22 protein-coding genes are annotated in these 22,926 nt (G+C 60.4%); 10 read left to right on the top strand and 12 right to left on the bottom strand.

Features of this window, described 5'->3' with window-relative positions:
- Nucleotides 1-137 precede the first annotated feature (137 nt).
- The 3 genes from lysA to argH form a co-directional block, all read right to left on the bottom strand.
- Nucleotides 138-1,406, bottom strand: coding sequence for a diaminopimelate decarboxylase (gene lysA, locus OK142_RS08860; protein WP_498682253.1), 1,269 nt, complete (start codon nucleotides 1,404-1,406; stop codon nucleotides 138-140).
- A 13-nt stretch (nucleotides 1,407-1,419) separates the two neighbouring features.
- Nucleotides 1,420-1,623, bottom strand: coding sequence for an LPS translocon maturation chaperone LptM (gene lptM / locus OK142_RS08855; protein WP_020809890.1), 204 nt, complete (start codon nucleotides 1,621-1,623; stop codon nucleotides 1,420-1,422).
- 94 nt (nucleotides 1,624-1,717) lie between these two features.
- Nucleotides 1,718-3,118 (bottom strand): argininosuccinate lyase, encoded by a 1,401-nt coding sequence (gene argH / locus OK142_RS08850; protein WP_082185468.1) that lies wholly within the window; start codon nucleotides 3,116-3,118, stop codon nucleotides 1,718-1,720.
- 24 nt (nucleotides 3,119-3,142) lie between these two features.
- Between argH and tlpA the strand changes: the two genes are divergently transcribed.
- Nucleotides 3,143-3,811 (top strand): thiol:disulfide interchange protein TlpA, encoded by a 669-nt coding sequence (tlpA, locus tag OK142_RS08845; protein WP_313611229.1) that lies wholly within the window; start codon nucleotides 3,143-3,145, stop codon nucleotides 3,809-3,811.
- 66 nt (nucleotides 3,812-3,877) lie between these two features.
- On the opposite strand, the gene OK142_RS08840 is transcribed toward tlpA, so the two are convergent.
- From OK142_RS08840 to OK142_RS08810, 7 genes are all read right to left on the bottom strand, one after another.
- Nucleotides 3,878-4,759, bottom strand: a complete 882-nt coding sequence (locus tag OK142_RS08840) for a 3-hydroxybutyryl-CoA dehydrogenase (protein ID WP_003497434.1) — start codon at nucleotides 4,757-4,759, stop codon at nucleotides 3,878-3,880.
- 117 nt (nucleotides 4,760-4,876) lie between these two features.
- Nucleotides 4,877-5,806, bottom strand: a complete 930-nt coding sequence (locus OK142_RS08835; protein ID WP_498682249.1) for an electron transfer flavoprotein subunit alpha/FixB family protein — start codon at nucleotides 5,804-5,806, stop codon at nucleotides 4,877-4,879.
- A gap of 25 nt (nucleotides 5,807-5,831) precedes the next feature.
- On the bottom strand, nucleotides 5,832-6,578 hold the full coding sequence (locus OK142_RS08830) for an electron transfer flavoprotein subunit beta/FixA family protein (RefSeq protein WP_003497432.1): 747 nt from the start codon (nucleotides 6,576-6,578) through the stop codon (nucleotides 5,832-5,834).
- Nucleotides 6,579-6,760: 182 nt separating this feature from the next.
- Nucleotides 6,761-7,534, bottom strand: coding sequence for a rhomboid family intramembrane serine protease (locus tag OK142_RS08825; protein WP_313610916.1), 774 nt, complete (start codon nucleotides 7,532-7,534; stop codon nucleotides 6,761-6,763).
- A gap of 32 nt (nucleotides 7,535-7,566) precedes the next feature.
- The gene (locus OK142_RS08820; RefSeq protein WP_498682245.1) at nucleotides 7,567-8,145 is read right to left on the bottom strand and encodes a cob(I)yrinic acid a,c-diamide adenosyltransferase; all 579 of its coding nucleotides are present in this window, start codon (nucleotides 8,143-8,145) and stop codon (nucleotides 7,567-7,569) included.
- A 1-nt stretch (nucleotide 8,146) separates the two neighbouring features.
- Nucleotides 8,147-8,344, bottom strand: coding sequence for a twin transmembrane helix small protein (locus OK142_RS08815; RefSeq protein WP_003497428.1), 198 nt, complete (start codon nucleotides 8,342-8,344; stop codon nucleotides 8,147-8,149).
- Between the two features lie 16 nt (nucleotides 8,345-8,360).
- Nucleotides 8,361-9,194, bottom strand: coding sequence for an SDR family oxidoreductase (locus OK142_RS08810; RefSeq protein WP_003497423.1), 834 nt, complete (start codon nucleotides 9,192-9,194; stop codon nucleotides 8,361-8,363).
- A gap of 181 nt (nucleotides 9,195-9,375) precedes the next feature.
- Between OK142_RS08810 and OK142_RS08805 the strand changes: the two genes are divergently transcribed.
- Nucleotides 9,376-10,293: a YihY/virulence factor BrkB family protein gene (locus OK142_RS08805; RefSeq protein WP_313610913.1), complete on the top strand. Its 918-nt coding sequence runs from the start codon at nucleotides 9,376-9,378 to the stop codon at nucleotides 10,291-10,293.
- Here the strand turns inward: OK142_RS08805 and gluQRS are convergent.
- Nucleotides 10,261-11,160: a tRNA glutamyl-Q(34) synthetase GluQRS gene (gluQRS, locus tag OK142_RS08800; protein WP_498682243.1), complete on the bottom strand. Its 900-nt coding sequence runs from the start codon at nucleotides 11,158-11,160 to the stop codon at nucleotides 10,261-10,263. The two genes, OK142_RS08805 and gluQRS, sit on opposite strands and share 33 nt — an antisense overlap.
- A gap of 57 nt (nucleotides 11,161-11,217) precedes the next feature.
- Between gluQRS and OK142_RS08795 the strand changes: the two genes are divergently transcribed.
- The gene (locus tag OK142_RS08795) at nucleotides 11,218-11,865 is read left to right on the top strand and encodes a DNA-3-methyladenine glycosylase family protein (RefSeq protein ID WP_003497418.1); all 648 of its coding nucleotides are present in this window, start codon (nucleotides 11,218-11,220) and stop codon (nucleotides 11,863-11,865) included.
- A gap of 15 nt (nucleotides 11,866-11,880) precedes the next feature.
- Here OK142_RS08795 and OK142_RS08790 read toward each other — a convergent pair whose 3' ends face one another.
- The gene (locus OK142_RS08790) at nucleotides 11,881-13,299 is read right to left on the bottom strand and encodes a helix-turn-helix domain-containing protein (protein ID WP_082185483.1); all 1,419 of its coding nucleotides are present in this window, start codon (nucleotides 13,297-13,299) and stop codon (nucleotides 11,881-11,883) included.
- Nucleotides 13,300-13,417: 118 nt separating this feature from the next.
- Between OK142_RS08790 and OK142_RS08785 the strand changes: the two genes are divergently transcribed.
- The 7 genes from OK142_RS08785 (at nucleotide 13,418) to OK142_RS08755 (ending at nucleotide 22,923) form a co-directional block, all read left to right on the top strand.
- A complete protein-coding gene (locus OK142_RS08785; protein ID WP_444759463.1) occupies nucleotides 13,418-14,950 on the top strand; it encodes an acyl-CoA carboxylase subunit beta in 1,533 nt (510 codons plus the stop codon).
- A gap of 102 nt (nucleotides 14,951-15,052) precedes the next feature.
- Entirely contained in the window at nucleotides 15,053-15,949 is an 897-nt protein-coding gene (gene yghU, locus OK142_RS08780; protein WP_082185485.1) for a glutathione-dependent disulfide-bond oxidoreductase, read from the top strand.
- A 105-nt stretch (nucleotides 15,950-16,054) separates the two neighbouring features.
- Entirely contained in the window at nucleotides 16,055-16,432 is a 378-nt protein-coding gene (locus OK142_RS08775; RefSeq protein ID WP_003497414.1) for a hypothetical protein, read from the top strand.
- Nucleotides 16,433-16,481: 49 nt separating this feature from the next.
- A complete protein-coding gene (locus OK142_RS08770) occupies nucleotides 16,482-18,485 on the top strand; it encodes an acetyl-CoA carboxylase biotin carboxylase subunit (RefSeq protein WP_498682241.1) in 2,004 nt (667 codons plus the stop codon).
- A gap of 145 nt (nucleotides 18,486-18,630) precedes the next feature.
- Nucleotides 18,631-20,772, top strand: coding sequence for a methylmalonyl-CoA mutase (gene scpA, locus OK142_RS08765; RefSeq protein WP_498682240.1), 2,142 nt, complete (start codon nucleotides 18,631-18,633; stop codon nucleotides 20,770-20,772).
- 13 nt (nucleotides 20,773-20,785) lie between these two features.
- A complete protein-coding gene (gene mce / locus OK142_RS08760; RefSeq protein WP_498682239.1) occupies nucleotides 20,786-21,202 on the top strand; it encodes a methylmalonyl-CoA epimerase in 417 nt (138 codons plus the stop codon).
- A gap of 176 nt (nucleotides 21,203-21,378) precedes the next feature.
- The gene (locus OK142_RS08755) at nucleotides 21,379-22,923 is read left to right on the top strand and encodes a glycerol-3-phosphate dehydrogenase (RefSeq protein WP_498682235.1); all 1,545 of its coding nucleotides are present in this window, start codon (nucleotides 21,379-21,381) and stop codon (nucleotides 22,921-22,923) included.
- Nucleotides 22,924-22,926 lie beyond the last annotated feature (3 nt).

Genomic DNA, 22,926 nt, shown 5'->3' with positions numbered 1-22,926 from the left:
GGAACGGCGAAATACTCTATGTCTCGAGACGGCAGGATAACATTCTTTGTGGCGAAGACGAGGGCAGCCGGGTGCTCACCCCCATTTTTTAGGCAGCTTCGCTCAATTGTGATCGACCAAGCCAGATGAATGGCGGATCAATCGAGCCAGGCCGGCACGGAATCGAGAGCGATCAACTCTTCATAGGTGCCGCGCGGGCGGATGACGTGGAACTTGTCCCCCTTCACCAGCACTTCCGGCACCAGCAGGCGCGAATTATAGGTGCCTGCCTGCACCGCGCCATAAGCGCCGGCGGAACTGACAGCGATCAGATCGCCCGGCTCAGGGGCGGCCATTTCGCGGTCCAGCGCCAGATAGTCGCCGGTTTCGCAGACGGGGCCGACGATATCCGCCTTGATGCGCGGTGCGTCCTCAGTCGGCTGCACCACGGGACGGATGCCGTGATAGGCCTCGTAAAGCGTCGGGCGGATGAGGTCGTTCATCGCACCGTCGACGATCACGAATGTCTTCTCGCCGCCATCCTTCACATAAATCACTTCCGTCACCAGAATGCCGGCATTGCCGACGATCAGGCGTCCGGGCTCGGTGATGATCTTGCAGTTGAGGCTTCTCAGCTCATTCTTGACGATATGAGCATAGGCATCCGGCAGCGGTGGCGGATTGTTGTCCTCGCGGTAAGGGATACCGAGGCCACCGCCGATATCGACGTGGCTGATCGTATGTCCGTCGGTGCGCAGCGCTTCGACCAGTTCACGCAGCAGCCGGAAGGCATCCTCGAAAGGCTGCAATTCGGTGATCTGGCTACCGATATGCATGTCGATGCCGGTGACTTCGATGCCGGGCAGGGTGGCGGCGTGGGCATAGACCGCGCGGGCGCGCTCATAGGAAATGCCGAACTTGTTTTCCTTCTTGCCGGTGGAAATCTTGGCGTGGGTGCGCGCATCCACATCCGGATTGATACGGAAGGAGACATGCGCCCGCTTGCCCGCCTTGACCGCGCGCAGGTTGAGGACTTCCAGTTCCGGCTCGGATTCGATGTTGAAACAGTAGATGCCGGCATCCAGCGCGTAATCCATTTCCGCCACGGTCTTGCCGACGCCGGAAAACATGATGCGGCTTGCCGGCACGCCGGCGCCAAGTGCTCGGCGCAATTCGCCGCCGGAGACGACGTCGATGCCCGCGCCGAGCTTTGCCAGCGTCTTCAGCACCGCCTGGTTGGAATTGGCCTTCATGGCGTAACAGACCATGGCGTCCACATCCGCGAAAGCGCCTGAGAAAACCTTGTAGTGGCGCTCCAGCGTCGCGGTCGAATAGACATAGAACGGCGTGCCGACCGCCTTGGCGATCTCAGGCACGGGCACGTTTTCGGCGTGAAGCACGCCGTCGATATAGCCAAAATGGTTCACAGGCTTTTTCCCGTCAGAGAAGCTTGTCGAGGATGAACGGCCGCTCCGCCGTTGCCGGCTTCGTCTCCGTTCCGTCGGCATTGCGCTTGTTGCGCATTTCGACCGGCGTGCTCGGCGGGTCGATGTCGCCCTTTCGCCCGCAGGCGCTGAGAGCAAGGCTGACGGCAAGCGTCATGCCAATGGGAACGATGAGTTTGCGCGCGGTTTTTGAAAGCATGAGCCTGTCCAAAGGAAATATGTGCCTCTCTGATAACGAAAAACAGGGCGCTTGTGCACCCTGTTTCTTGTGATCGCAGCGTAACGCGATTTTATCAGTTGCGTCCACGCCACCAGGCGATCTGCTTCTTCACTTCGGAAGGAGCCGTGCCGCCGAAACTGGTACGGCTGGCAACCGATGCCTCGACCGAAAGAACGTCGAAAACGCCGCTCGTGATGGCCGGGTGGATCGCCTGCAGGTCTTCCAGCGAAAGATCGGCCAGATCGCAGCCCTTCTTTTCCGCCAGCGCCACGGCATTGCCGGTCACATGGTGGGCATCGCGGAAGGGAAGGCCCGCCTCGCGCACCAGCCAGTCGGCAAGATCGGTTGCGGTGGAATAACCAGATCCCGCCGCCGCACGCATGCGGTCCTTGCGCACTTCAAGGTCGCGGATCATGCCGGTCATGGCGGCAATCGCCAGTTCCAGGCTTTCGGCAGCATCGAAAACCTGCTCCTTGTCTTCCTGCATGTCCTTGGAATAGGCGAGCGGCAGACCCTTCATGACAGTCAGGAGTGCAACCAGCGAGCCGTTGATACGGCCGGTCTTTGCGCGCACCAGTTCGGCGGCATCCGGGTTCTTCTTCTGCGGCATGATCGATGAGCCGGTGGAAAAGGCATCCGACAGGCGGATGAAGCCGAATTGCGGCGTCGACCAGATGACGATCTCTTCGGCGAGACGCGACAGATGCGTGGCGCAGATTGAGGCGATCGACAGGAACTCCAGCGCGAAATCGCGGTCGGACACGGTGTCGATGGAGTTGCGGGTCGGCTCGCGGAAACCGAGCGCCTTTGCCGTCATGTGACGGTCGATGGGATAGCCGGTGCCGGCAAGGGCGGCGGCGCCAATCGGGCTTTCGTCCAGGTGTTCGATGGCGTGGCGCACGCGGGCGCGGTCACGGCCGAACATTTCCACATAGGCCATGCAATGATGGCCGAAAGTGACAGGCTGGGCCGTCTGCAGATGGGTGAAGCCGGGCATGACGGTATCGGCATTTTCTTCGGCGCGGTCGAGGAAGGCGGCGATGAGCGCGGTCAGCATGCCCTCCGTCTTCTGCAATTCTTCCTTGACCCAGAGACGGAAATCGAGCGCCACCTGGTCGTTGCGCGAGCGGGCGGTGTGCAGCCGGCCGGCGGCCGTGCCGATGAGGGTGGCAAGCCGCGCCTCGATGTTCATGTGAATATCTTCGAGCTTGCGCGAGAATTCGAAGGTGCCGGCTTCGATCTCTGACAGGATCGTGTTCAGGCCGTGAACGATCTTCTCTTTATCTTCCTGCGAAATAATGCCTTTTTCCGCCAGCATGGTGGCATGCGCCATAGAGCCGCGGATGTCCTGGGCGTAAAGCTTCTTGTCGAAGCCGATGGAGGCATTTATCTCTTCCATGATGGCTGATGGCCCGGAAGCGAAACGTCCGCCCCACATCTGGTTGGAGGATTTCTGATCTGTGCCGTCAGCCATGTTCGCAGTGCCCTGGAGTATTCGATGACAGAAAAAAGGCCGTTCAGGCTTCCTTCCGCCAGATTGGTTGCAATTGCTGCCGTAGCCGGTGTCGTGTGCGGCGCGGGCGCGGTCTGGTTCAGGCATATTGGGTCTGAGAGCCCGGTTCAAGGGGCAGCGGTTGCCGAGGCCGGTTTATGTGAAGGTGCGGCAAACCGCATCGCCTCGCTGGAACCCTTTCTGAAAGGCCAGGTAGCGGCCATGTCGGCCACGGACAAGCCGCGCGTCATTCCGCTTTCCTTCAAGGGTCCGGAAGCCAGGGACATGACACTTGCCGATCTCAAGGGCAAGGCGGTTCTCCTCAATCTCTGGGCCACCTGGTGCGTGCCGTGCCGGGAGGAAATGCCCGCGCTGAACGCGCTTGAGAAAGAAAAGGGTGGCGACGGTTTCGAGGTCGTCGCCGTCAATATCGATACCGGTGCGGATGAAAAACCGAAAGCCTTCATGGACGAATACAAGATAGACGCGCTGAAGCTCTATCGCGACAGTTCCATGGGCGTCTTCAACGTGCTGAAGAAGGAAGGGTTGGCTTTCGGCCTTCCCGCCACGCTGCTTCTGGACGAAAAAGGTTGTCTGCTCGCCGCCATGAACGGCCCGGCAGCCTGGGACAGCGAGGATGCCAAGGCGTTGATATCGGCAGTGAAGGCTAAATAATTTTCCTGATACATGCGGGAGGGGGTTCCTTCCCGCATTCGAGCCTTGAGATATATTTCCTGGAATTTAGCGGGTCGGAACCGGCGTCTCGCCGCGATAGTCGTAAAAACCGCGGCCGGATTTGCGGCCGAGCCAGCCGGCCTCGACATATTTCACCAGCAGCGGGCAGGGGCGGTATTTGCTGTCGGCCAGACCGTCATGCAGCACCTGCATGATCGACAAACAGGTGTCGAGACCGATGAAATCGGCAAGCTGCAACGGACCCATCGGGTGGTTGGCGCCGAGCCTCATGGCGGTGTCGATGGCTTCAACCGAACCGACACCTTCGTAAAGCGTGTAGATCGCCTCGTTGATCATCGGCAGCAGGATGCGGTTGACGATGAAGGCCGGGAAATCTTCGGCAACGGTGATCGCCTTTTCCAGCGTCCGCACATAATCCTTGGCCGCATCGAAGGTCTTTTCATTGGTGGCGATGCCGCGCACCAGTTCCACCAGTTTCATCACCGGCACCGGGTTCATGAAGTGGATGCCCATGAATTGCTCAGGACGGTCGGTCGCGGATGCAAGGCGGGTGATGGAGAGCGACGAGGTGTTGGTCGCCAAAAGCGCCTCGGGCTTCAGCACCGGGCAGATCTGCGCGTAAATCTTGCGCTTGATCTCTTCGTTTTCGGTCGCGGCCTCGATCACGATATCCATGGGTGCCAGATCATTGATGTCGGTCGAGCCGCTGATGAGCGCCAGCGCCTGTTTGCGGGCCTCGTCGGAGAGCTTGCCGTTGGTGACCTGGCGGGCAAGATTGCCATTGATCGTGGCAAGGCCGGCTTCGATGCCATCCTTGGAGAGATCGTAGATATGGACCTTGTAACCGGCAATGGCGGAAACATGCGCGATGCCGCAACCCATCTGACCGGCTCCGATGACACCGATATTCTTAAAGGGGGCGGTCATATGCTGGTCTCCTCTTGGGGATTTCATCTGCGTGCTGGTCGGCGATGTTACGCATATCGCCGCAAAAGAGAAGGCGGTGCGTTTAAAAAACGCACCGCCCCCGATAGCTGTTGAAAATCACAGCGCCTTTTCGAGTTCCGGCAAGGCCACGAACAGATCTGCGACGAGGCCGTAATCGGCGACCTGGAAGATCGGCGCTTCCTCGTCCTTGTTGATGGCGACGATGACCTTCGAGTCCTTCATGCCGGCCAGATGCTGGATGGCGCCGGAGATGCCGGCGGCGATGTAAAGCTGCGGCGCGACCACCTTGCCGGTCTGGCCAACCTGCCAGTCGTTCGGCGCATAACCCGCATCGACCGCCGCGCGCGATGCGCCGACGGCTGCGCCGAGCTTGTCGGCGACCGGAAGGATGACTTCCTTGAACTTCTCGGAAGAGCCAAGCGCGCGACCGCCCGAGATGATGATCTTGGCCGATGTCAGTTCCGGACGGTCGGACGAGGCGAGCGCGTCGGAAACGAAGCTGGACAGGCCGGGGTTCTCGGCAGCGCCGATGGTTTCGACCGGAGCCGAGCCGCCTTCGGCTGCGGCGGCAAAGGCGGTCGGACGCACGGTGATCACCTTCTTCGCATCGGTTGCCTGCACCGTCTGGATGGCGTTGCCGGCATAGATCGGGCGCTTGAAGGTATCAGGGCTGACGACCTCGATGATTTCCGAGACCTGCGCCACATCGAGAAGGGCCGCCACACGCGGGGCAACGTTCTTGGCCGACGCGGTCGCCGGTGCGATGATGACGTCGTAGGAGGGTGCGAGCGAAACGATCAGCGCCGCCAGCGGCTCGGCGAGCGCATTGGCATAGGACGCGTCATCGGCCAGCAGCACTTTCGATACGCCGGAGAGTTTTGCGGCTGCATCGGCAGCGCCCTTTGCACCCGAGCCGGCAACAAGAACATGCACGTCGCCCCCGATCTGCGTTGCCGCCGTCAGCGTCTTTGCCGTCAGGTCGGAAAGGGTTGCGTTGTCGTGTTCTGCCAGAAGAAGAATGGCCATGAGAATATCTCCCTTTTCCGAAACCTTAGAGGACGCCGTCGGCTTTGAGCTTTTCGACCAGCTCGGCCACCGAGCCGACCTTGATGCCCGCCTTGCGGCCTGCCGGCTCCTCGGTCTTCAACACCTTCAGGCGCGGCGAAACATCGACGCCGAAATCGGCCGGAGCCTTTTTGTCGAGCGGCTTCTTCTTCGCCTTCATGATGTTGGGCAGCGAGGCATAACGCGGCTCGTTCAGACGAAGGTCGGTGGTGACGACGGCGGGAAGCTTCAGTTCAACGGTCTGCAAACCGCCATCGACTTCGCGGGTGACCGCAACCTTGCCGTCGGACGGCTCGACCTTGGAGGCGAAGGTGCCCTGGCCCCAGCCCAGCAGCGCCGCCAGCATCTGGCCGGTCTGGTTCGAATCGTCGTCGATTGCCTGCTTGCCGACGATGACGAGGCCGGGCTGTTCGGCCTCCGCAACGCCCTTCAAAAGCTTGGCGACAGCCAGCGGCTCGACCGCTTCGTCGGTCTCGATCAGGATGGCGCGGTCGGCACCCATGGCAAGCGCGGTGCGCAGCGTCTCTTCCGCCTTGGCCGGGCCAATGGAGACCACCACAACCTCTTCGGCCTTGCCGGCTTCCTTCAGGCGAAGCGCCTCTTCCACCGAGATTTCGTCGAACGGGTTCATCGACATCTTCACATTGGCGAGCTCAACGCCTGAACCATCCGCCTTCACGCGGATCTTGACGTTGTAATCAACAACTCGTTTGACGGGGACAAGGATCTTCATCGGCGGCTTTCCTCAAACTCCTGTCCGCGAGGCGATGAACCGCGCGGACCTCCAAAAACAGGTTGGCGACATGGATAAGCATTTTTCCCGCAATTACAACGGAGCAATGTTCATTATCACATGCACGCAAGGCATACCTTACGTTGACGTTAACGTAAATACGTTATCTCTCCGTCAAGGGCTCATCCGCTCCCGTCATAGCCCCGTTCGGTTTGCGACAACCCTGCCGTTTGCGACGGATTCTTGAACTGCGCCGCCCTTGGCGGAACAATGGTGCGGTCGAACAGGGGAACGTCCGGCCTGCGCATGAAGATCACCATGATCGCGCCTGCCAATATGCCGCCGACATGCGCGCCCCAGGATACGTTTTCTTCCAGCCCGAGTGCGAGCATCAGGAACTGCTGGCCGATCCACAGCGCCAGCGGAATGAAGGCGGGCAGGGGAAGCGGAATGCGCATGAAGACCAGCACCCAGACACGCACCCTGGGATGCAGCAGAAAATAAGCCGCGACGACTCCGGAAACCGCGCCGGACGCGCCAATCAGCGGGCCTTCGGAGGTGGGGGCGACAAAGCCGTGTAACAGTGCACCCGCGATGGCGCAGGCGATGTAAAAGATCAGGAAACGGAAGTGGCCGAGCGCATCCTCGACATTATCGCCGAAGACCCACAGGAACAGCATGTTTCCGGCCAGATGCCAGAAATCCAGATGCAGGAACGCATAGGTTATGACGGTCAGATCATCCGGCACCACCTGCAGGGCAGGTTCCAGATAGGCGTAATCGAACACCACCGCCGGGATGAAGCCGAGGCCGAGCGCTGCGGCATTGGCCTGGACGTCACTGGCAAGCACGCCGGTAAACAGCCAGACGAGCACATTGACCACGATCAGGCCGATCGTGACATATTGCAGCCGGATGTGTTTGAGGGAATTCGCATCGTGCAGCGGTATGAACATCGAATGCCCTTCGGTTGCGCAATCGAGGCGCTTCAGCGGTTCCTGCCGGGAACCCACAATATGTCAGCCTTGCCCGCGTCGTTGGCGAAACGGGCGGCAACGAACAGGAAGTCGGACAGGCGGTTGGCATATTTGATGGCCGCCGGGCTGACGATTTCGGCCTCGGTGACCGAAAGCTCCACCATCAGCCGTTCCGCCCGGCGGCAGATGGTGCGCGCCAGGTGCAGATTGGCCGCCGCCGCATTGCCGCCCGGCAGCACGAAGGAGGTCAGCGGTTCAAGTGTGGCGTTAAGGTCGTCGATCTCGTTTTCCAGCCGCGTGACCTGGCTCTCGACGATGCGCAGCGGCTCGTAAGCTGGCGGCTCGTCGGTTTCCGGGGTGGCGAGATCGGCGCCCAGATCGAAGAGGTCGTTCTGGATACGGAACAGCATTGTATCCAGCTTTTCCATTCCGCCGGTATGAAGCCGCGCCACGCCGATCGCCGAATTCGTCTCGTCCACGGTGCCATAGGCCTCGACGCGAAGATCGTGTTTCAGGCGGCGCGGGCCGGAAACCAGCGCCGTCATGCCCTTGTCGCCGGTGCGGGTGTAGATCTTGTTCAGTTTCACCATATCAGCGGCCGCCGCCGGTGAGCCACAGGGTGAGCATGATGAGCACGATGGCGATGGCCTGTAGGAGAAGGCGAAGCTGCATCAGCTTGTTGGAACGGTTGGCGTCCTGCCCCTTCAGCATGTTGAACAGGCCGCGTATCAGCACGATGACGACAAGGCCCATGACAATAAGGGCGAGAACGGTGGTGAAGCCGGACATGCGGGGTGATTCCTCCTCAATCGAACCTGCGCAACAGACGATAGAACAGTCCGGCAGGCAAGAGCCGTTTCAGCAAGAGCCCCTGTTTGGCTGGAACGGTGACGGGATAATGCGGCTTGGGCCTTGCGGCGGTCAAGGCATGTTTCAGCACGGCATAAACGGCATCGGGGCCGAGCTTGTGGCGGCTGACCGGGCCGGAACCGTCCATCCGCGCCAGCTGCCGCTTGTATTCCGCCGCATGGGCCGAGTTCTCCAGATCGATATTGCCCTTGATGTGGGCAAGCGCCGTCGCGGTGAATTTCGAGGCGATCGGACCAGGTTCTATCAGGCTGACATGAATGCCGCTGCCCTGAAGCTCCATGCGCAGGGTAACGCCCAGTCCCTCGATGGCAAATTTCGATGCGGTATAGGCGCCGCGATAGCGATAGGGAACGAGGCCGAGAATGGAGGAGCAATGCACGATGCGCCCTGAACCGCGCTTGCGCATGAACGGAATGACCCGCCGCGTCAGGTCGTGCCAGCCGAAGACGTTGGTTTCGAATTGCTGGCGCAGCGCCTCGACGGGCAGATCTTCCACCGCGCCCGGCTGGCCATAGGCGCCGTTGTTGAAGAGCGCGTCGATGCGGCCGCCGGTTCTGGCCGCCACCGTTTCCACAAGCGCGGCGATGGTTTCCGGTTTGGTGTAGTCCATGATCAGGGTTTCGATGCCCTGATTTTCCAGTGCTGCCATGTCGGTGATACGCCGCACGGTGGCAAAGACCCGCCAGCCGTCGCGATGGAGCGCGCCGGCGCAATGGGCGCCGATGCCCGAGGAGCAACCGGTGATGATGATGACGGGTTTTTCAGACATCTATGCCGCTCCGGGAAGCCGAATGTTGCTCTGGCCCGATGGTTCGGCCCGTGAAAATTGAATTGCGCAAAATCCTGTTCCATCGGGAACCGAAAGGCAGGTCTGTGCGCTGTACAAAGCGGAGCTGATTTCCCATATTCGCGACGAAGTTACAAATGAAATGCCGATGAATGGAGGTGACATGGTTGCCGCAGTGCGCCTGGCAGGCAAGGTTGCCTTCGATGCCTATTCCCATTTCGCCGAGGATGACGGCTGGGCGATGGCGAGCCATATGGCGCTTTCCATTCTGCTGGCGCTGTTCCCCTTCCTGATCTTCGGCACGGCGCTTGCCGGTTTTCTGGGCGCGGACCAGTTTTCCGAAACGGCAGTGCATCTTATTTTCGATACCTGGCCGGAAGCCATTGCCGGTCCGCTCGCGGCGCAGGTGCAGCAGGTTCTGACCATTCCGCGCGGCGGGCTGCTGACGATTTCGGTGCTGGCAGCCGCCTATTTTGCGTCCAACGGTGTCGAGGCGCTGAGAATTTCACTGAACCGCGCCTATCGTGTCACCGAAACGCGGTGGTGGTATATCACCCGCCTGCTCAGCCTGCTTTACGTGCTGATTGCGGTGGTGGTTTTTACCGGCATCAGCATCGTGCTCGTTGCCGTGCCGGTTGCCATGTCTTTTGCCGAGCAGCGTTTTCCCTGGCTGACGGATGTGCTGAACACGGTCTCCAGCCTCGGTCTTTACGGCACCATCGTGGTGCTGACGGCGGGGCTGGTTGCGGCGCATCTGTGGCTTCCGGCCGGCAAGCGCCGCATCTGGGATGTCTGGCCCGGCATTCTGCTGACGATGATATTCTGGGTCATCGGCGCGGCGATTTTTGCCTATTATCTCTCCACTTTCGCCAACTATGCCGCCACCTATGCCGGTCTCGCCTCGGTCATGGTGGTGCTGGTGTTTCTTTACATGGTGGGCGTCATCTTCATGCTGGGAGCGGAGGTGAATGCCGCGCTCATGAAATACAAGGTCCGGCAGATCATCCGCCGCAATATCAGCAGCAGCAGCGCGCGCCGCGAGCAGGTGCTAGACGAGCCCGACAAGCCGGCGGATATCTGAGGGCGACGCACCTTCGGCGCGAAGGGCCGAAAGGCCGGTGCTGCCTTCGCTTTTCGAGAGCTTGCGCCCATCCGCGCCCAAAATCAGCCGGTGATGGTGATAGGCGGGCTGCGGCAGGTCCAGCAATTGCTGCAACAGCCGGTGGATCGCGGTCGCGTGGAACAGATCCATGCCGCGCACCACATGGGTGATGCCCTGCAACGCATCGTCCAGCACAACGGAAAGATGATAACTCGAGGGCGCGTCGGAGCGCGACAGCACCACATCGCCCCAGAGCGCCGGAAGAGCCTCGATTTGTCCCGTCTCGCCATCGCCGCTCTCCTGCCAGAACAGGGGGGCGCCAACGGCGCGGATCGCCTTTTCCATGTCGAGCCGCCAGGCATGCTGCCGGCCGGAGGCAAGCAGCGCTGCGCGTTCCGCCTGCGGTCTTTGCCGGTCGATGTCCGGGTAAAGCGGTGCGCCGTCCGGATCGCGCGGCCAGAGCCCGCCCTCCGCCTCGAAGGTCCTGACGATGGCTTTCGTCTCGCTACGGCTCAAGAAGGCGGGGTAGGCAAGGCCCGCTTCGATAAACTTTTCAAGCGCCGCGCGGTATTCGTCGAAATGGTCGGACTGGCGCCGCACCGGTTTTTCAAAGTCCAGTTCAAGCCAGCCGAGATCGTCATAGATTGCCTGCTCAAGCTCCGGCGTGCAGCGCGTCTGGTCAATATCCTCAATGCGCAGCAGAAAGCGTCCGCCATTTTCCCGCGCCATATCGTTGTTCAAAAAAGCGGAAAGCGCGTGGCCCAGATGGAGTAATCCATTGGGACTTGGTGCAAAACGGTAAACCGGTTTTTGACGCAGAGGCGAATGCATGGTTTCTTCTGCCATGTTTTGAAGCGCCTCGCCACCCGGTGCCGGGCCAACGTGAATATGGGCTGTGCAGATATGAAAATCATTAGGGGCCTCGACGATATCAGCGAAGGTCTGGAGCAGCTTGCCCGCCTCGATCCGGCGCTTGGTGTGATTGCCGAAAAAGCCGGTCCGCTGGAATTGCGCATTCATGAGCCCGGTTTTGCGGGTCTTGCCCATATCGTCGTTTCGCAGATGGTCTCGCGCGCCAGCGCCAATGCCATATGGGCGCGTATTCTTGCGGGCACGGGCGGGGCGGTGACGGCGGAAAACTATCTGGCCGTGCCGGAAGAATTGCGCGCCACTTTCGGCCTTTCCCGGGCCAAGGCGACGACGCTTGAAGGCTTGGCGCGCGCGGTTGCGGATGGGCGCATCGATCTTGATGCCGTCAGCCGCAAGGAAGCGGACGTCGCTCTTTCGGAGCTGGTGGCGCTTCGCGGCATCGGTCCGTGGACGGCGGAAGTCTATCTGATGTTCTGCGGCGGCCACCCGGATATTTTCCCGGTCGGCGATGTGGCGCTGCGGGCGGCCGTCGGCCACGCGCTTTCGCTCGAGGCACGGCCGGATGCGAAATGGCTGGCGGCGCGGGCGGAACTCTGGACGCCCTGGCGCTCCGTCGCCGCCCGGCTGTTCTGGGCCTATTACGCCGCCGTCATGCGGCGCGCGATGGTGCCGCTGCCCTGATATGACCGCGCGGCGCTAGAAGTCCGCAATCCTGTAGGGCAGGGCCCCGCGGGAGAGATGATCGACATGCAGCCTGCGTTTCAGCGGCGGTACGGCGCGCTGCACGCATTCCACCCTTTCGCACACCCTGCAGGAAACGCCGATGGGCTTGAAGGAGGAGGTATTGGTGAGATCGAGCGTATCGGCATAAACGAAATTCTGCGCATGGGAAATTTCGCAGCCGAGTGCGATGGCATAACGTGGCCTGTCCGTGTTGAAACCGGCGCCCGCTTTTTCGATCTGGGTGGCGATGGAAAGATAACGCACGCCGTCAGGCGTTTCCGCAAGCTGGCGCACGATCCTGTCGGAGCTTTCGAAGGCCTGGTGGATGTTCCAGAGCGGACAGGCCGCGCCGAAACGGGCAAATTGCAGCCTTGTGGCGCTGTGGCGTTTGGTGATGTTGCCGGCACGATCGATCTTGGCGAAAAAGATCGGGACACCCTTTTGGCCGGGGCGTTGCAGCGTGCTGAGCCTGTGGGCCACCTGTTCGAGGCTCGCGCCGAAGCGCACGGCCAGAAGTTCCAGATCGTGGCGCAGCTCCTGCGCGGCCCGGTGAAATTGGCCATAGGGCAGGATGAGGGCGGCGGCGAAATAATTGTAAAGGCCGATGCGACAGATTTCCGCGGCTTCCGCGCTGCGGAAACCGGCGGCGGCCAGCACTCTGTCCACCGTCGCTCCCGCATGAAGCTGGGCAATCTGAAGCGCCAGCTGAAAACAGCGGGTTGGTGCTGCCAGATAGGAACTGAGCGCGAGTGTTTTCCCAGCCGGATCGAAATGCCGGATCAACCCGCCAGCCGCCTCTATTCTGGTGATGTGGACACCGTAACGGCTGCGCAGGTGGGCCGCCAGAATGCCATAGGTCTCACCGCCCTCTATCTCCAGCTCGTCCGCCAGCTCCTCCGCCAGAAGATCGATTTCGGCGACGTAATTGTCGACGAAGTGGAAGAAGTCGCGCACCTCCTCATAGGGCGTTCTCTCCACCTGCGCGGTTCCACGGCCGAGCCTGTCGTCCAGCTGCACCAGCTGCTCGCTGTTTTGCCTGTAAGCCTGATGAGCGCGCAAAAGCGCATGGGCAAAACCCGGTGCGTTCTGGGCAATCAGCTTCAGCTCCTGCAGCCCCGGCTCGTAATTCATGAACAGTGGGTCTTTCAGGGCCTCGCGCACGGCGGAAACCAGCCGGTCGCTTTCGCCCGTTGCCAGTTCCGCCATGTCGAGCTGGAATTTTTCCACCAGCGTCACCAGAACGCTGGCCGAAACCGGGCGCTGATTATTCTCGATCTGGTTCAGGTAGCTCGCGGAAATGCCCAGCCGTTCGGCGAATTGCGCCTGCGTGGCGCGGGCGTTTTCGCGAAGGCCGCGGACCTTGCGGCCGATGAAGAGCTTTTCCGTCGCCATGTTGCAACTTTGCAAAATTAAATATTGCAAATATTTATGGCACGCATACGCGCACGATCAAGGCTTCTAGGCGAATGTTTTCTAAGCTATTGATTTTGAGGAAACGCATGGAGGAAACATGCCCAGCATTCTGGAGCAATTGCAGACGCGCCGCGATGAAGCGCGGCTTGGCGGCGGCGTCAAGCGCATCGAGGCGCAGCATGCCAAGGGCAAGCTGACGGCGCGCGAGCGCATCGATGTGCTTCTGGATGAAGGGTCCTTCGAGGAATACGACATGTACGTTACCCACCGGGCGGTGGATTTCGGCATGGCGGAACAGAAGGTGGCGGGGGATGGCGTCGTTACCGGCTGGGGCACCATCAACGGCCGGCAGGTCTATGTGTTTTCTCAGGATTTCACCGTGCTCGGCGGTTCACTTTCGGAAACCCATGCGCAGAAAATCTGCAAGATCATGGATATGGCGGTGCGCAATGGTGCGCCGGTGATCGGGCTCAACGATTCCGGTGGTGCCCGTATTCAAGAGGGTGTCGCCTCGCTCGGCGGTTATGCCGATGTGTTCAAGAGGAATGTCATCGCCTCCGGTGTCGTGCCGCAAATCTCCGTCATCATGGGGCCTTGCGCTGGTGGTGCGGTCTATTCACCTGCCATGACCGATTTCATCTTCATGGTGCGCGATACCTCCTACATGTTCGTGACCGGGCCGGATGTGGTGAAAACCGTGACCAACGAGATCGTCACGGCTGAGGAGTTGGGTGGCGCTTCCACCCACACCAAAAAATCCTCTGTTGCCGATGGCGCTTATGAAAACGACATCGAGACGCTGGAGCATGTGCGGCTGCTGTTTGACTTCCTGCCGCTGAATAACCGCGAAAAACCGCCCGTCCGACCGTTTCATGACGACCCCGCACGATTGGAAGCGCGTCTCGATACGCTGATCCCCGACAGCTCCAACAAACCCTACGACATGAAGGAATTGATCCACGCGCTTGCCGACGAGGGTGATTTCTTCGAATTGCAGGAGGCGTTTGCCCGCAACATCATCACCGGCTTCATCCGCCTTGAAGGTCAGACCGTGGGTGTCGTCGCCAACCAGCCGATGGTGCTGGCGGGATGCCTCGATATCGATAGCTCCCGCAAGGCGGCGCGTTTCGTGCGTTTCTGCGACGCCTTCAACATTCCGCTGCTGACGCTGGTGGATGTGCCGGGTTTTCTGCCCGGAACGGCGCAGGAATATGGCGGCGTCATCAAGCACGGCGCGAAACTTCTCTTCGCCTATTCGGAGGCGACGGTGCCGATGGTGACGCTGATCACCCGCAAGGCCTATGGCGGCGCCTACGACGTGATGGCCTCGAAACATATAGGTGCGGATGTGAACTATGCCTGGCCGACGGCGGAAATCGCTGTCATGGGTGCGAAGGGTGCGGCGGAAATTCTCTATCGTTCCGAGCTTTCCGATCCGGAGAAGATCGCCGCGCGCACCAGGGAATATGAGGAGCGTTTCGCCAATCCCTTCGTGGCGGCAGAGCGTGGTTTCATCGATGAGGTCATCATGCCGCATTCCTCGCGCCGCCGCATCGCCCGGGCCTTTGCCTCGCTGCGCGGCAAGAGCGTGGAAACCCGCTGGAAGAAACACGACACTATTCCGCTCTGACCTGCTCCGGGGCTGGAAAATTGCTTCGGCCACCTTACTATATGTTTGTTCAGGCGCCCGGATGTTCGGATGCCCTCCCGAAACACACAAGGACAGATTTTTATGGCCGAGAATTCCTCCGCAGATAATTTCCCCGCCGGATATGAAGTGCCCAAGGTCTGGACCTGGGACAAGGGCAATGGCGGCCAGTTCGCCAATATCAACCGCCCGATCGCCGGTCCCACCCATGAAAAGGAACTGCCTGTCGGCAAACATCCGTTGCAGCTTTATTCGCTGGCGACGCCGAACGGCCAGAAGGTCTCGATCATGCTCGAGGAATTGCTGGCTGCCGGCCACAAGGGCGCCGAATATGATGCATGGCTGATCAGGATCGGCGAAGGCGACCAGTTCGGCTCGGGTTTTGTCGGCGTCAATCCGAATTCCAAGATCCCGGCGCTGATGGACCATTCGACCCCTGAGCCGACCCGCGTTTTCGAAAGCGGCTCGATCCTCGTCTACCTCGCGGAAAAATTCGGCGCCTTCCTGCCGAAAGAGGGCAATGCCCGCACGCAGGCGCTGAACTGGCTGTTCTGGCAGATGGGTTCCGCCCCCTTCCTCGGCGGCGGTTTCGGCCATTTCTACGCCTATGCGCCGGTGAAGATCAAATACGCCATCGACCGTTACGCCATGGAAGTGAAGCGCCAGCTTGACGTTCTGGATCGTCATCTCGCCGATAACCGCTATCTGGCCGGTTCGGAATATACGATCGCCGATATGGCCGTTTGGCCCTGGTACGGCAAGATTGCGCTTGGTCAGGCCTATGGCGATGCGGGTGCTTTCCTCGAAGCGGATGGTTATAAGAACCTCATGCGCTGGACGCTTGAAATCGGCGAACGCCCTGCGGTGAAACGCGGCGTGATCGTCAACAAAACCTCGGGCGATCCGTCCGAACAATTGCATGAACGCCACGATGCCTCCGACTTCGAGACGAAGACGCAGGATAAAATCGGCAAGGCATAACGAGAAGACCAGAGCGCTGAAAACGCTCTAACTATTTGAATTGATGCATTGTCCTGACGTAAAAGCGGACCCGCTCTTACTGGAAATGCTTTGGAAGGACTAGAGATGGCGAACCTGCCCGAAATGACCAAACACAAGGGATTTCCCTCCGGCATGCCAAGCACGGGCGTCCAGTTCACCATCCGCCGCGCCAATCCCAAAGGGGTAACGCCGATCAAGGTGATACCCCGCAGGGCGCGGGACGATTCCAAGGAGCATCGCATCGATGCAGCCTTCCTGCACTCGCTCTGGCACCATTTCGGTGCCGAGCCTTTCGAGCGCGGCAATCTCGATGCCGCCCGTCTCAACCTGCTGTTCGGCCGCGAGGTCGTGCCGGCGGAAAAGAACTTCGATCCCGTTTCATATCAGGCGATGCTTGTCATTGACGAACGTGTCGCCCGACAGAATTTTCCGGAATCGTTTGAGAATTTTTTCGAGATTTGAGGACGGGATCCGACATTTGTCGTGAGGGGAAGAGGGGGAGAATAACCGCGTGATCAAGAAAATCCTCATTGCCAATCGCGGCGAGATCGCCTGCCGGGTCATCAAAACGGCGAAGAAGATGGGCATCGCAACGGTTGCGGTCTATTCGGATGCGGATGCCAATGCGCTGCATGTAAAGATGGCGGACGAGGCCGTTCATATCGGCCCCGCACCCTCGTCGCAGTCCTATATCGTCATCGACAAAATCCTTGCGGCGATCGAGAAGACCGGGGCGGATGCGGTGCATCCGGGTTACGGTTTCCTGTCGGAGAATGCCGCCTTTGCCGAGGCGCTGGAGAAGGCGGGCGTCATCTTCATCGGCCCGCCGGTCGGAGCGATCCAGGCGATGGGCGACAAGATCACGTCTAAGAAGCTCGCGGCGGAAGCCGGTGTTTCCACCGTGCCCGGCCATATGGGGCTGATCGGGGATGCCGACGAGGCGGTCAGGATCGCATCGCAGATCGGTTATCCCGTCATGATCAAGGCCTCGGCCGGCGGCGGCGGCAAAGGCATGCGCATTGCCTTCAACGATGCCGAGGCGCGCGAGGGTTTTCAGTCCTCGAAAAACGAGGCGAAATCCTCCTTCGGTGACGACCGCATCTTCATCGAGAAATTCGTCACCCAGCCGCGCCATATTGAAATTCAGGTGCTGGGCGATCAACACGGCAACATCCTTTATCTCGGCGAGCGTGAATGCTCGATCCAGCGCCGCAACCAGAAAGTCATCGAGGAAGCGCCGTCGCCCTTTCTCGATGAGGCGACGCGCAAGGCCATGGGCGAGCAGGCCGTGGCTCTGTCGAGGGCAGTCGGCTACCATTCGGCCGGAACGGTGGAATTCATCGTCGATGGCGAGCGCAATTTCTATTTTCTGGAAATGAACACCCGCCTGCAGGTGGAGCATCCGGTGACGGAACTCATTACCGGCATCGATCTGGTCGAGCAGATGATCCGCGTCGCCGCCGGCGAAAAGCTTTCCTTCGGGCAGGCAGATGTGAAGCTGAACGGCTGGGCGATCGAGAGCCGGTTATATGCCGAAGACCCCTATCGCAACTTCCTGCCGTCGATCGGCAGGCTGACGCGCTATCGCCCGCCGCAGGAGGGCGAGGAAGAAAACGGCACCGTCATCCGCAATGATACCGGCGTCTTCGAAGGCGGCGAAATCTCGATGTATTATGATCCGATGATCGCCAAGCTGTGTAGCTGGGGTCATGATCGTAAAACCGCCATCGATGCCATGGGGCAGGCGCTGGATCGCTTCGAAGTTGAGGGCATCGGCCACAACCTGCCGTTCCTGTCGGCCGTCATGCAGCATGAGCGCTTCCGGGCCGGTCGCCTGACGACGGGTTTCATTGCCGAGGAATTCCCGGAGGGCTTTTCCGGGGTCGAGCCGGATGAGGCCTCCGCACGCAAACTTGCGGCCATCGCCACCGTCATCCACCAGCGACTTCAAAACCGCGCGGTCGAAATTTCTGGCACTATCGGCAATCATCGCCGCATCGTCGGACAGGACTGGGTCGTTTCGTTCGGAAAATCCCATCGGAGCGTCAGCGTGGAAACCGATACGGATGGCACGGCAATCCGTTTTGAAGACAGTGCGGCGCTGAGCGTCGACACCGGCTGGCTTCCGGGCCGCGGCCTTGGTCTGTTCACGGTGGCCGGTAAGGTGATCGCCGCCAAGGTCGATCTTGCCGGTGCGGCGGTTCGCCTGCGCTGGCGCGGCATGGATATCCTTGCCCATGTGCGAAGCCCGCGTGTGGCAGAACTGGCATTACTGATGCCGGAAAAGTTGCCGCCGGATACGTCGAAACTGCTGCTCTGCCCCATGCCCGGCGTCATCACCGGTATCTCCGTTGGCGAAGGCGACGAGGTGGAGGCCGGCCAGGCGCTTGCGACGGTGGAGGCCATGAAGATGGAAAACATCCTGCGTGCGGAAAAACGCGGCCGCGTCGCCAAAGTATCGGCAAAACCGGGCGACAGCCTCGCCGTGGATGAGGTCATCCTCGAATTCGAGTGACGCTCGATCCTGTCTTTTGAGGAACGGATGAGGGCTGGAGCGGTTTACGGGGTCGGTTGGTTTTGACCGGCAAGGCGGATCGCTGGATTTCGGTCACGATTGCCCGCCACAGTGCGGAAAATGAAATGCAGAAGGGGAGAGATGCATGTCGGGTGAAAAAACGGTGCGGGACTGGCTGCAGCTTGCCGAAAAGGAGCTGAAGCGTTCACCGGATTCACTGGTCTGGCACACGCCCGAAGGCATAGAGGTCAAACCGGTTTACACGGCCGATGATCTGCAAAAAGTTTCCCATCTCGACGGCCTGCCGGGCTTTGCGCCTTTCACGCGCGGCCCGCGCGCCACCATGTATGCCGGGCGGCCGTGGACCATCCGCCAATATGCCGGTTTTTCCACGGCGGAAGCCTCCAATGCCTTTTATCGCAAGGCGCTTGCCGCCGGCCAGCAGGGCGTTTCCGTGGCCTTCGATCTCGCCACCCATCGCGGTTATGACAGCGACCACCCGCGGGTGGAAGGCGATGTCGGCAAGGCAGGCGTGGCTATCGACAGTGTCGAGGACATGAAAATCCTGTTCGACGGCATACCGCTCGAAAAGGTCTCGGTGTCCATGACCATGAACGGGGCCGTCATTCCGGTTCTCGCCAATTTCATCGTGGCGGGGGAAGAGCAGGGCGTTTCGCGCGCCGCCCTTTCCGGCACCATCCAGAACGATATCCTCAAGGAGTTCATGGTCCGCAACACCTATATCTACCCTCCGGAACCTTCGATGCGGATCATCGCCGACATCATCGAATATACCGCGAAAGAGATGCCGAAGTTCAATTCCATCTCCATTTCCGGCTATCACATGCAGGAAGCGGGTGCGACGCTGGTGCAGGAACTCGCCTTCACGCTGGCGGATGGTCGCGAATATGTGCGGGCCGCCCTAGCCAAGGGGCTGAATGTCGATGATTTCGCCGGCCGCCTGTCGTTTTTCTTCGCCATCGGCATGAATTTCTTCATGGAGGCGGCAAAGCTGCGGGCCGCACGTTTCCTTTGGTCACGCATCATGGAAGAGTTCCAGCCGCAAAAGGCTTCGTCGCTGATGCTGCGCACCCATTGCCAGACATCCGGTGTCTCGCTTCAGGAACAGGATCCCTATAACAACATTGTCCGCACCGCGTTTGAGGCGATGTCGGCCGTGCTCGGCGGCACGCAGTCGCTGCACACCAATTCCTTTGATGAGGCTATTGCCCTGCCGACGGAATTTTCTGCCCGCATCGCGCGCAACACCCAGCTTATCCTCCAGCATGAAACAGGCGTTACGAAAGTCGTCGATCCACTTGCCGGTTCCTATTACGTCGAAAGCCTGACGGATGAACTGGCGCAGAAGGCGTGGGCGCTGATCGAGGAGGTGGAGGCGCTTGGCGGCATGACCAAGGCGGTGGCGGAAGGCCTGCCGAAACGACTGATCGAGGAGGCGGCGACGCGCCGTCAAGCCGCGGTGGACAAGGGCGAGGAAGTGATCGTCGGCGTCAACCGTTACCGTCTGGAAACCGAAGAAGATATCGACGTTCTCGATATCGACAATGCCGCAGTGCGCGCCGCGCAGATCCGCCGCCTTGAGGACACCAAACGCCGCCGTGACGGCGGGGACGTTTCCAGGGCGCTGGCGGCATTGTCTGAGGTCGCCCGCAGCGGCAAGGGCAATATTCTCGAAGCTGCCGTTGTCGCTGCCCGCGCCCGTGCCACGGTTGGCGAGATCTCCGATGCGCTGCGTGTGGTCTTCGGCGATCATGCTGCCGTGCCGGAAGTGGTAAGCGATATCTACGGCGAGGCCTACAGGGACGAGCCGGAGCTTGCCACGCTCGCCGCCCGGCTTTCCGGCGTGAGCGAAAGGATCGGCACCAAACCGCGTATCATGGTGGCCAAGCTCGGGCAGGACGGGCATGATCGTGGAGCGAAAGTCATCGCGTCTGCCTTTGGCGATATCGGTTTCGATGTGCTGGCCGGGCCGTTGTTCCAGACGCCGGGAGAAGCGGCCGAACTTGCCGTCAACAACAAGGTGCATGTGGTCGGCATGTCGTCGCTTGCCGCCGGTCACAAGACGCTTGCGCCACAACTGGTCGAGGCGCTGAAACAGAAGGGTGCAGACGATATCATCGTCGTCGTCGGTGGCGTCATTCCGCGCCAGGATTACCAGTTCCTGCTCGATCACGGCGTTTCGGCGATTTTCGGACCCGGCACCAATGTCATGGAGGCGGCCAACAGGGTTCTCGACCTGCTCGAAGGTGTCAGGCGCAACGCGTGAGGGGAAGACGACCATGTTCGGAAAATTGAACCACGTCGCCATCGCCGTGCCCGATCTTGAGGCCGCCATTGCCCGCTACAGGGCGCTTGGTGCAAGGGTCTCGGAGCCGCAATCCCTGCCGGAACACGGCGTGATGGTGGTTTTCATCCAGGCGGAAAACACCAAGATCGAACTTCTTCATCCGCTCGGGGAAAATTCACCGATTGCCGCCTTCCTCGAAAGAAATCCGGGCGGCGGCACGCACCATCTGTGCTTTGAGGTGCCGGATATTTTGGCGGTCCGAGACGATCTCGTCCAAAAAGGCATCCGCATTCTGGGCGATGGCGAGCCGAAGATCGGCGCGCATGGCAATCCCGTTCTCTTTCTGCATCCGAAGGACATGGGCGGCGTGCTCTACGAGCTGGAGCAGGTTTCCCCGACACATGGCTGAAACACAGACCCCGTAACACACTGGCCATGCGGTTCGGCGGTGGCAGGCGGTCGATCGTCCATGCCTGGAATGCGGTTTCGTTTGTTTTCTTTTGACATTCGTTTTATTTTCGCTTTTATGGCAGTCGTCTTTCAACGATGGGGAAAATGATCCCCCGGCGCTGTCGTGGAGGCCTTATGTCCGGCGAAAACATATTCGATCTTTTTGTCATCGGTGGTGGCATCAACGGTTGCGGCATTGCCCGCGATGCGGTGGGCAGAGGCTATTCCGTGGCGCTTGCCGAAAAGGGCGATTTTGCCTCCGGCACCTCGTCCGCTGCCACCAAGCTCATCCATGGCGGCTTGCGTTATCTCGAACATTACGAGTTTCGCCTGGTGCGGGAAGCCCTGATGGAGCGTGAAATCCTGTGGGCCATGGCCCCGCACGTCATCTGGCCCATGCGCTTCGTTCTGCCCATCCAGAAGGGCGGCGTGCGTCCTTCGTGGATGGTCCGGCTCGGCCTGTTTCTTTATGACAATCTCGGCGGCCGCAAGCTCTTGCCGCCGACCCGCACGCTTGATCTGAGACAGGATCCGGCGGGCAAGCCTCTGAAGCCGGTTTTTGCCAAGGCTTTCGAATATTCCGATGGCTGGGTGGACGACGCCCGTTTCGTTGTCCTCAACGCGCGCGATGCGGCGGATCGCGGCGCGACGATCATGAACCGCACGCGGGTCGTCTCCGCCCATCGCGAAAGCGGTCTGTGGCTTGTCGAAACGCTGGACGAAAAAACCGGCCGCTCAGTCACGCACAAAGCGCGCATGCTGGTCAATGCCGCTGGCCCATGGGTGGATAATGTCCTGTCTGGCGTGTTCGGCCGCAACGATGTGCACAATGTCCGCCTCGTGCAGGGCAGCCATATCATCGTGCGCAAAAAGTTTTCCGATCCGCGCGCCTATTTCTTCCAGAACCCTGATAACCGCATCATCTTCGCCATTCCCTATGAGCGGGATTTCACGCTGATCGGCACCACTGACCGCGACTACGAGGGCGATCCCGCCAAGGTGCGCATCTCCGAGGACGAGATTTCCTATCTCTGCAATGCCGCCAGCGAATATTTCAGCGAGCCGGTGAACTCCGACGATATCGTCTGGACCTATTCCGGCGTGCGGCCGCTTTTTGATGATGGCGCTTCGAAAGCGCAGGAAGCCACGCGCGATTACGTGCTGAAAGTTGAAGAGGCAGAAGGCGAAGCGCCGCTTCTCAACATTTTTGGCGGCAAGCTCACCACCTATCGGCGGCTGGCGGAACATGCGCTGGAAAAGATCGGCGCGGCTATCGGCGAAAAGGGCAACCCCTGGACGGCGGGTTCCCACCTGCCGGGCGGCGATTTCGGCGTTGAGAGATATGAAGCCCAGGTAACGTCGCTTCTTTGCAATTACCCATTCCTTGACCGTCGCCATGCTGAGCGGCTCATCAGAAACTACGGCACCAAGGCGGCGGACCTGCTCGGAACCGCCTCCGATGTTTCCGGCCTCGGCCGGCATTTCGGCGGCACGCTTTACGAATGCGAAGTGCGCTGGCTGGTGGAGCGCGAATGGGCCTTCACCGCCGAGGATATTCTCTGGCGACGCACGAAACAGGGCCTGCGGTTGAGCAGGGAGGAAGCCGCCATGCTAGGCGAATTCGTTTCCATGTTGACTGGTGTCAGGGAAAAGGCTGAGGCTTTGGCTGTGCAGGCCTGAGCC

This window comes from Agrobacterium sp. BT-220-3 (assembly GCF_025910175.1).
In the GTDB taxonomy this organism is placed as follows: domain Bacteria; phylum Pseudomonadota; class Alphaproteobacteria; order Rhizobiales; family Rhizobiaceae; genus Agrobacterium; species Agrobacterium oryzihabitans.
Note: the sequence above shows the minus strand (reverse complement) of the source record. Positions and strands in the feature narration are given on the sequence as shown.

Excerpts from the sequence above, each read along its gene's own strand:
- lptM (WP_020809890.1), bottom strand. The coding sequence starts at position 1,623 with ATGCTTTCAAAAACCGCGCGCAAACTCATCGTTCCCATTGGCATGACG.
- argH (WP_082185468.1), bottom strand. The coding sequence starts at position 3,118 with ATGGCTGACGGCACAGATCAGAAATCCTCCAACCAGATGTGGGGCGGA.
- tlpA (WP_313611229.1), top strand. The coding sequence starts at position 3,143 with ATGACAGAAAAAAGGCCGTTCAGGCTTCCTTCCGCCAGATTGGTTGCA.
- OK142_RS08840 (WP_003497434.1), bottom strand. The coding sequence starts at position 4,759 with ATGACCGCCCCCTTTAAGAATATCGGTGTCATCGGAGCCGGTCAGATG.
- OK142_RS08835 (WP_498682249.1), bottom strand. The coding sequence starts at position 5,806 with ATGGCCATTCTTCTTCTGGCAGAACACGACAACGCAACCCTTTCCGAC.
- OK142_RS08830 (WP_003497432.1), bottom strand. The coding sequence starts at position 6,578 with ATGAAGATCCTTGTCCCCGTCAAACGAGTTGTTGATTACAACGTCAAG.
- OK142_RS08825 (WP_313610916.1), bottom strand. The coding sequence starts at position 7,534 with ATGTTCATACCGCTGCACGATGCGAATTCCCTCAAACACATCCGGCTG.
- OK142_RS08820 (WP_498682245.1), bottom strand. The coding sequence starts at position 8,145 with ATGGTGAAACTGAACAAGATCTACACCCGCACCGGCGACAAGGGCATG.
- OK142_RS08815 (WP_003497428.1), bottom strand. The coding sequence starts at position 8,344 with ATGTCCGGCTTCACCACCGTTCTCGCCCTTATTGTCATGGGCCTTGTC.
- OK142_RS08810 (WP_003497423.1), bottom strand. The coding sequence starts at position 9,194 with ATGTCTGAAAAACCCGTCATCATCATCACCGGTTGCTCCTCGGGCATC.
- OK142_RS08805 (WP_313610913.1), top strand. The coding sequence starts at position 9,376 with ATGGTTGCCGCAGTGCGCCTGGCAGGCAAGGTTGCCTTCGATGCCTAT.
- gluQRS (WP_498682243.1), bottom strand. The coding sequence starts at position 11,160 with ATGGCAGAAGAAACCATGCATTCGCCTCTGCGTCAAAAACCGGTTTAC.
- OK142_RS08795 (WP_003497418.1), top strand. The coding sequence starts at position 11,218 with ATGAAAATCATTAGGGGCCTCGACGATATCAGCGAAGGTCTGGAGCAG.
- OK142_RS08790 (WP_082185483.1), bottom strand. The coding sequence starts at position 13,299 with ATGGCGACGGAAAAGCTCTTCATCGGCCGCAAGGTCCGCGGCCTTCGC.
- OK142_RS08785 (WP_444759463.1), top strand. The coding sequence starts at position 13,418 with ATGCCCAGCATTCTGGAGCAATTGCAGACGCGCCGCGATGAAGCGCGG.
- yghU (WP_082185485.1), top strand. The coding sequence starts at position 15,053 with ATGGCCGAGAATTCCTCCGCAGATAATTTCCCCGCCGGATATGAAGTG.
- OK142_RS08775 (WP_003497414.1), top strand. The coding sequence starts at position 16,055 with ATGGCGAACCTGCCCGAAATGACCAAACACAAGGGATTTCCCTCCGGC.
- scpA (WP_498682240.1), top strand. The coding sequence starts at position 18,631 with ATGTCGGGTGAAAAAACGGTGCGGGACTGGCTGCAGCTTGCCGAAAAG.
- mce (WP_498682239.1), top strand. The coding sequence starts at position 20,786 with ATGTTCGGAAAATTGAACCACGTCGCCATCGCCGTGCCCGATCTTGAG.
- OK142_RS08755 (WP_498682235.1), top strand. The coding sequence starts at position 21,379 with ATGTCCGGCGAAAACATATTCGATCTTTTTGTCATCGGTGGTGGCATC.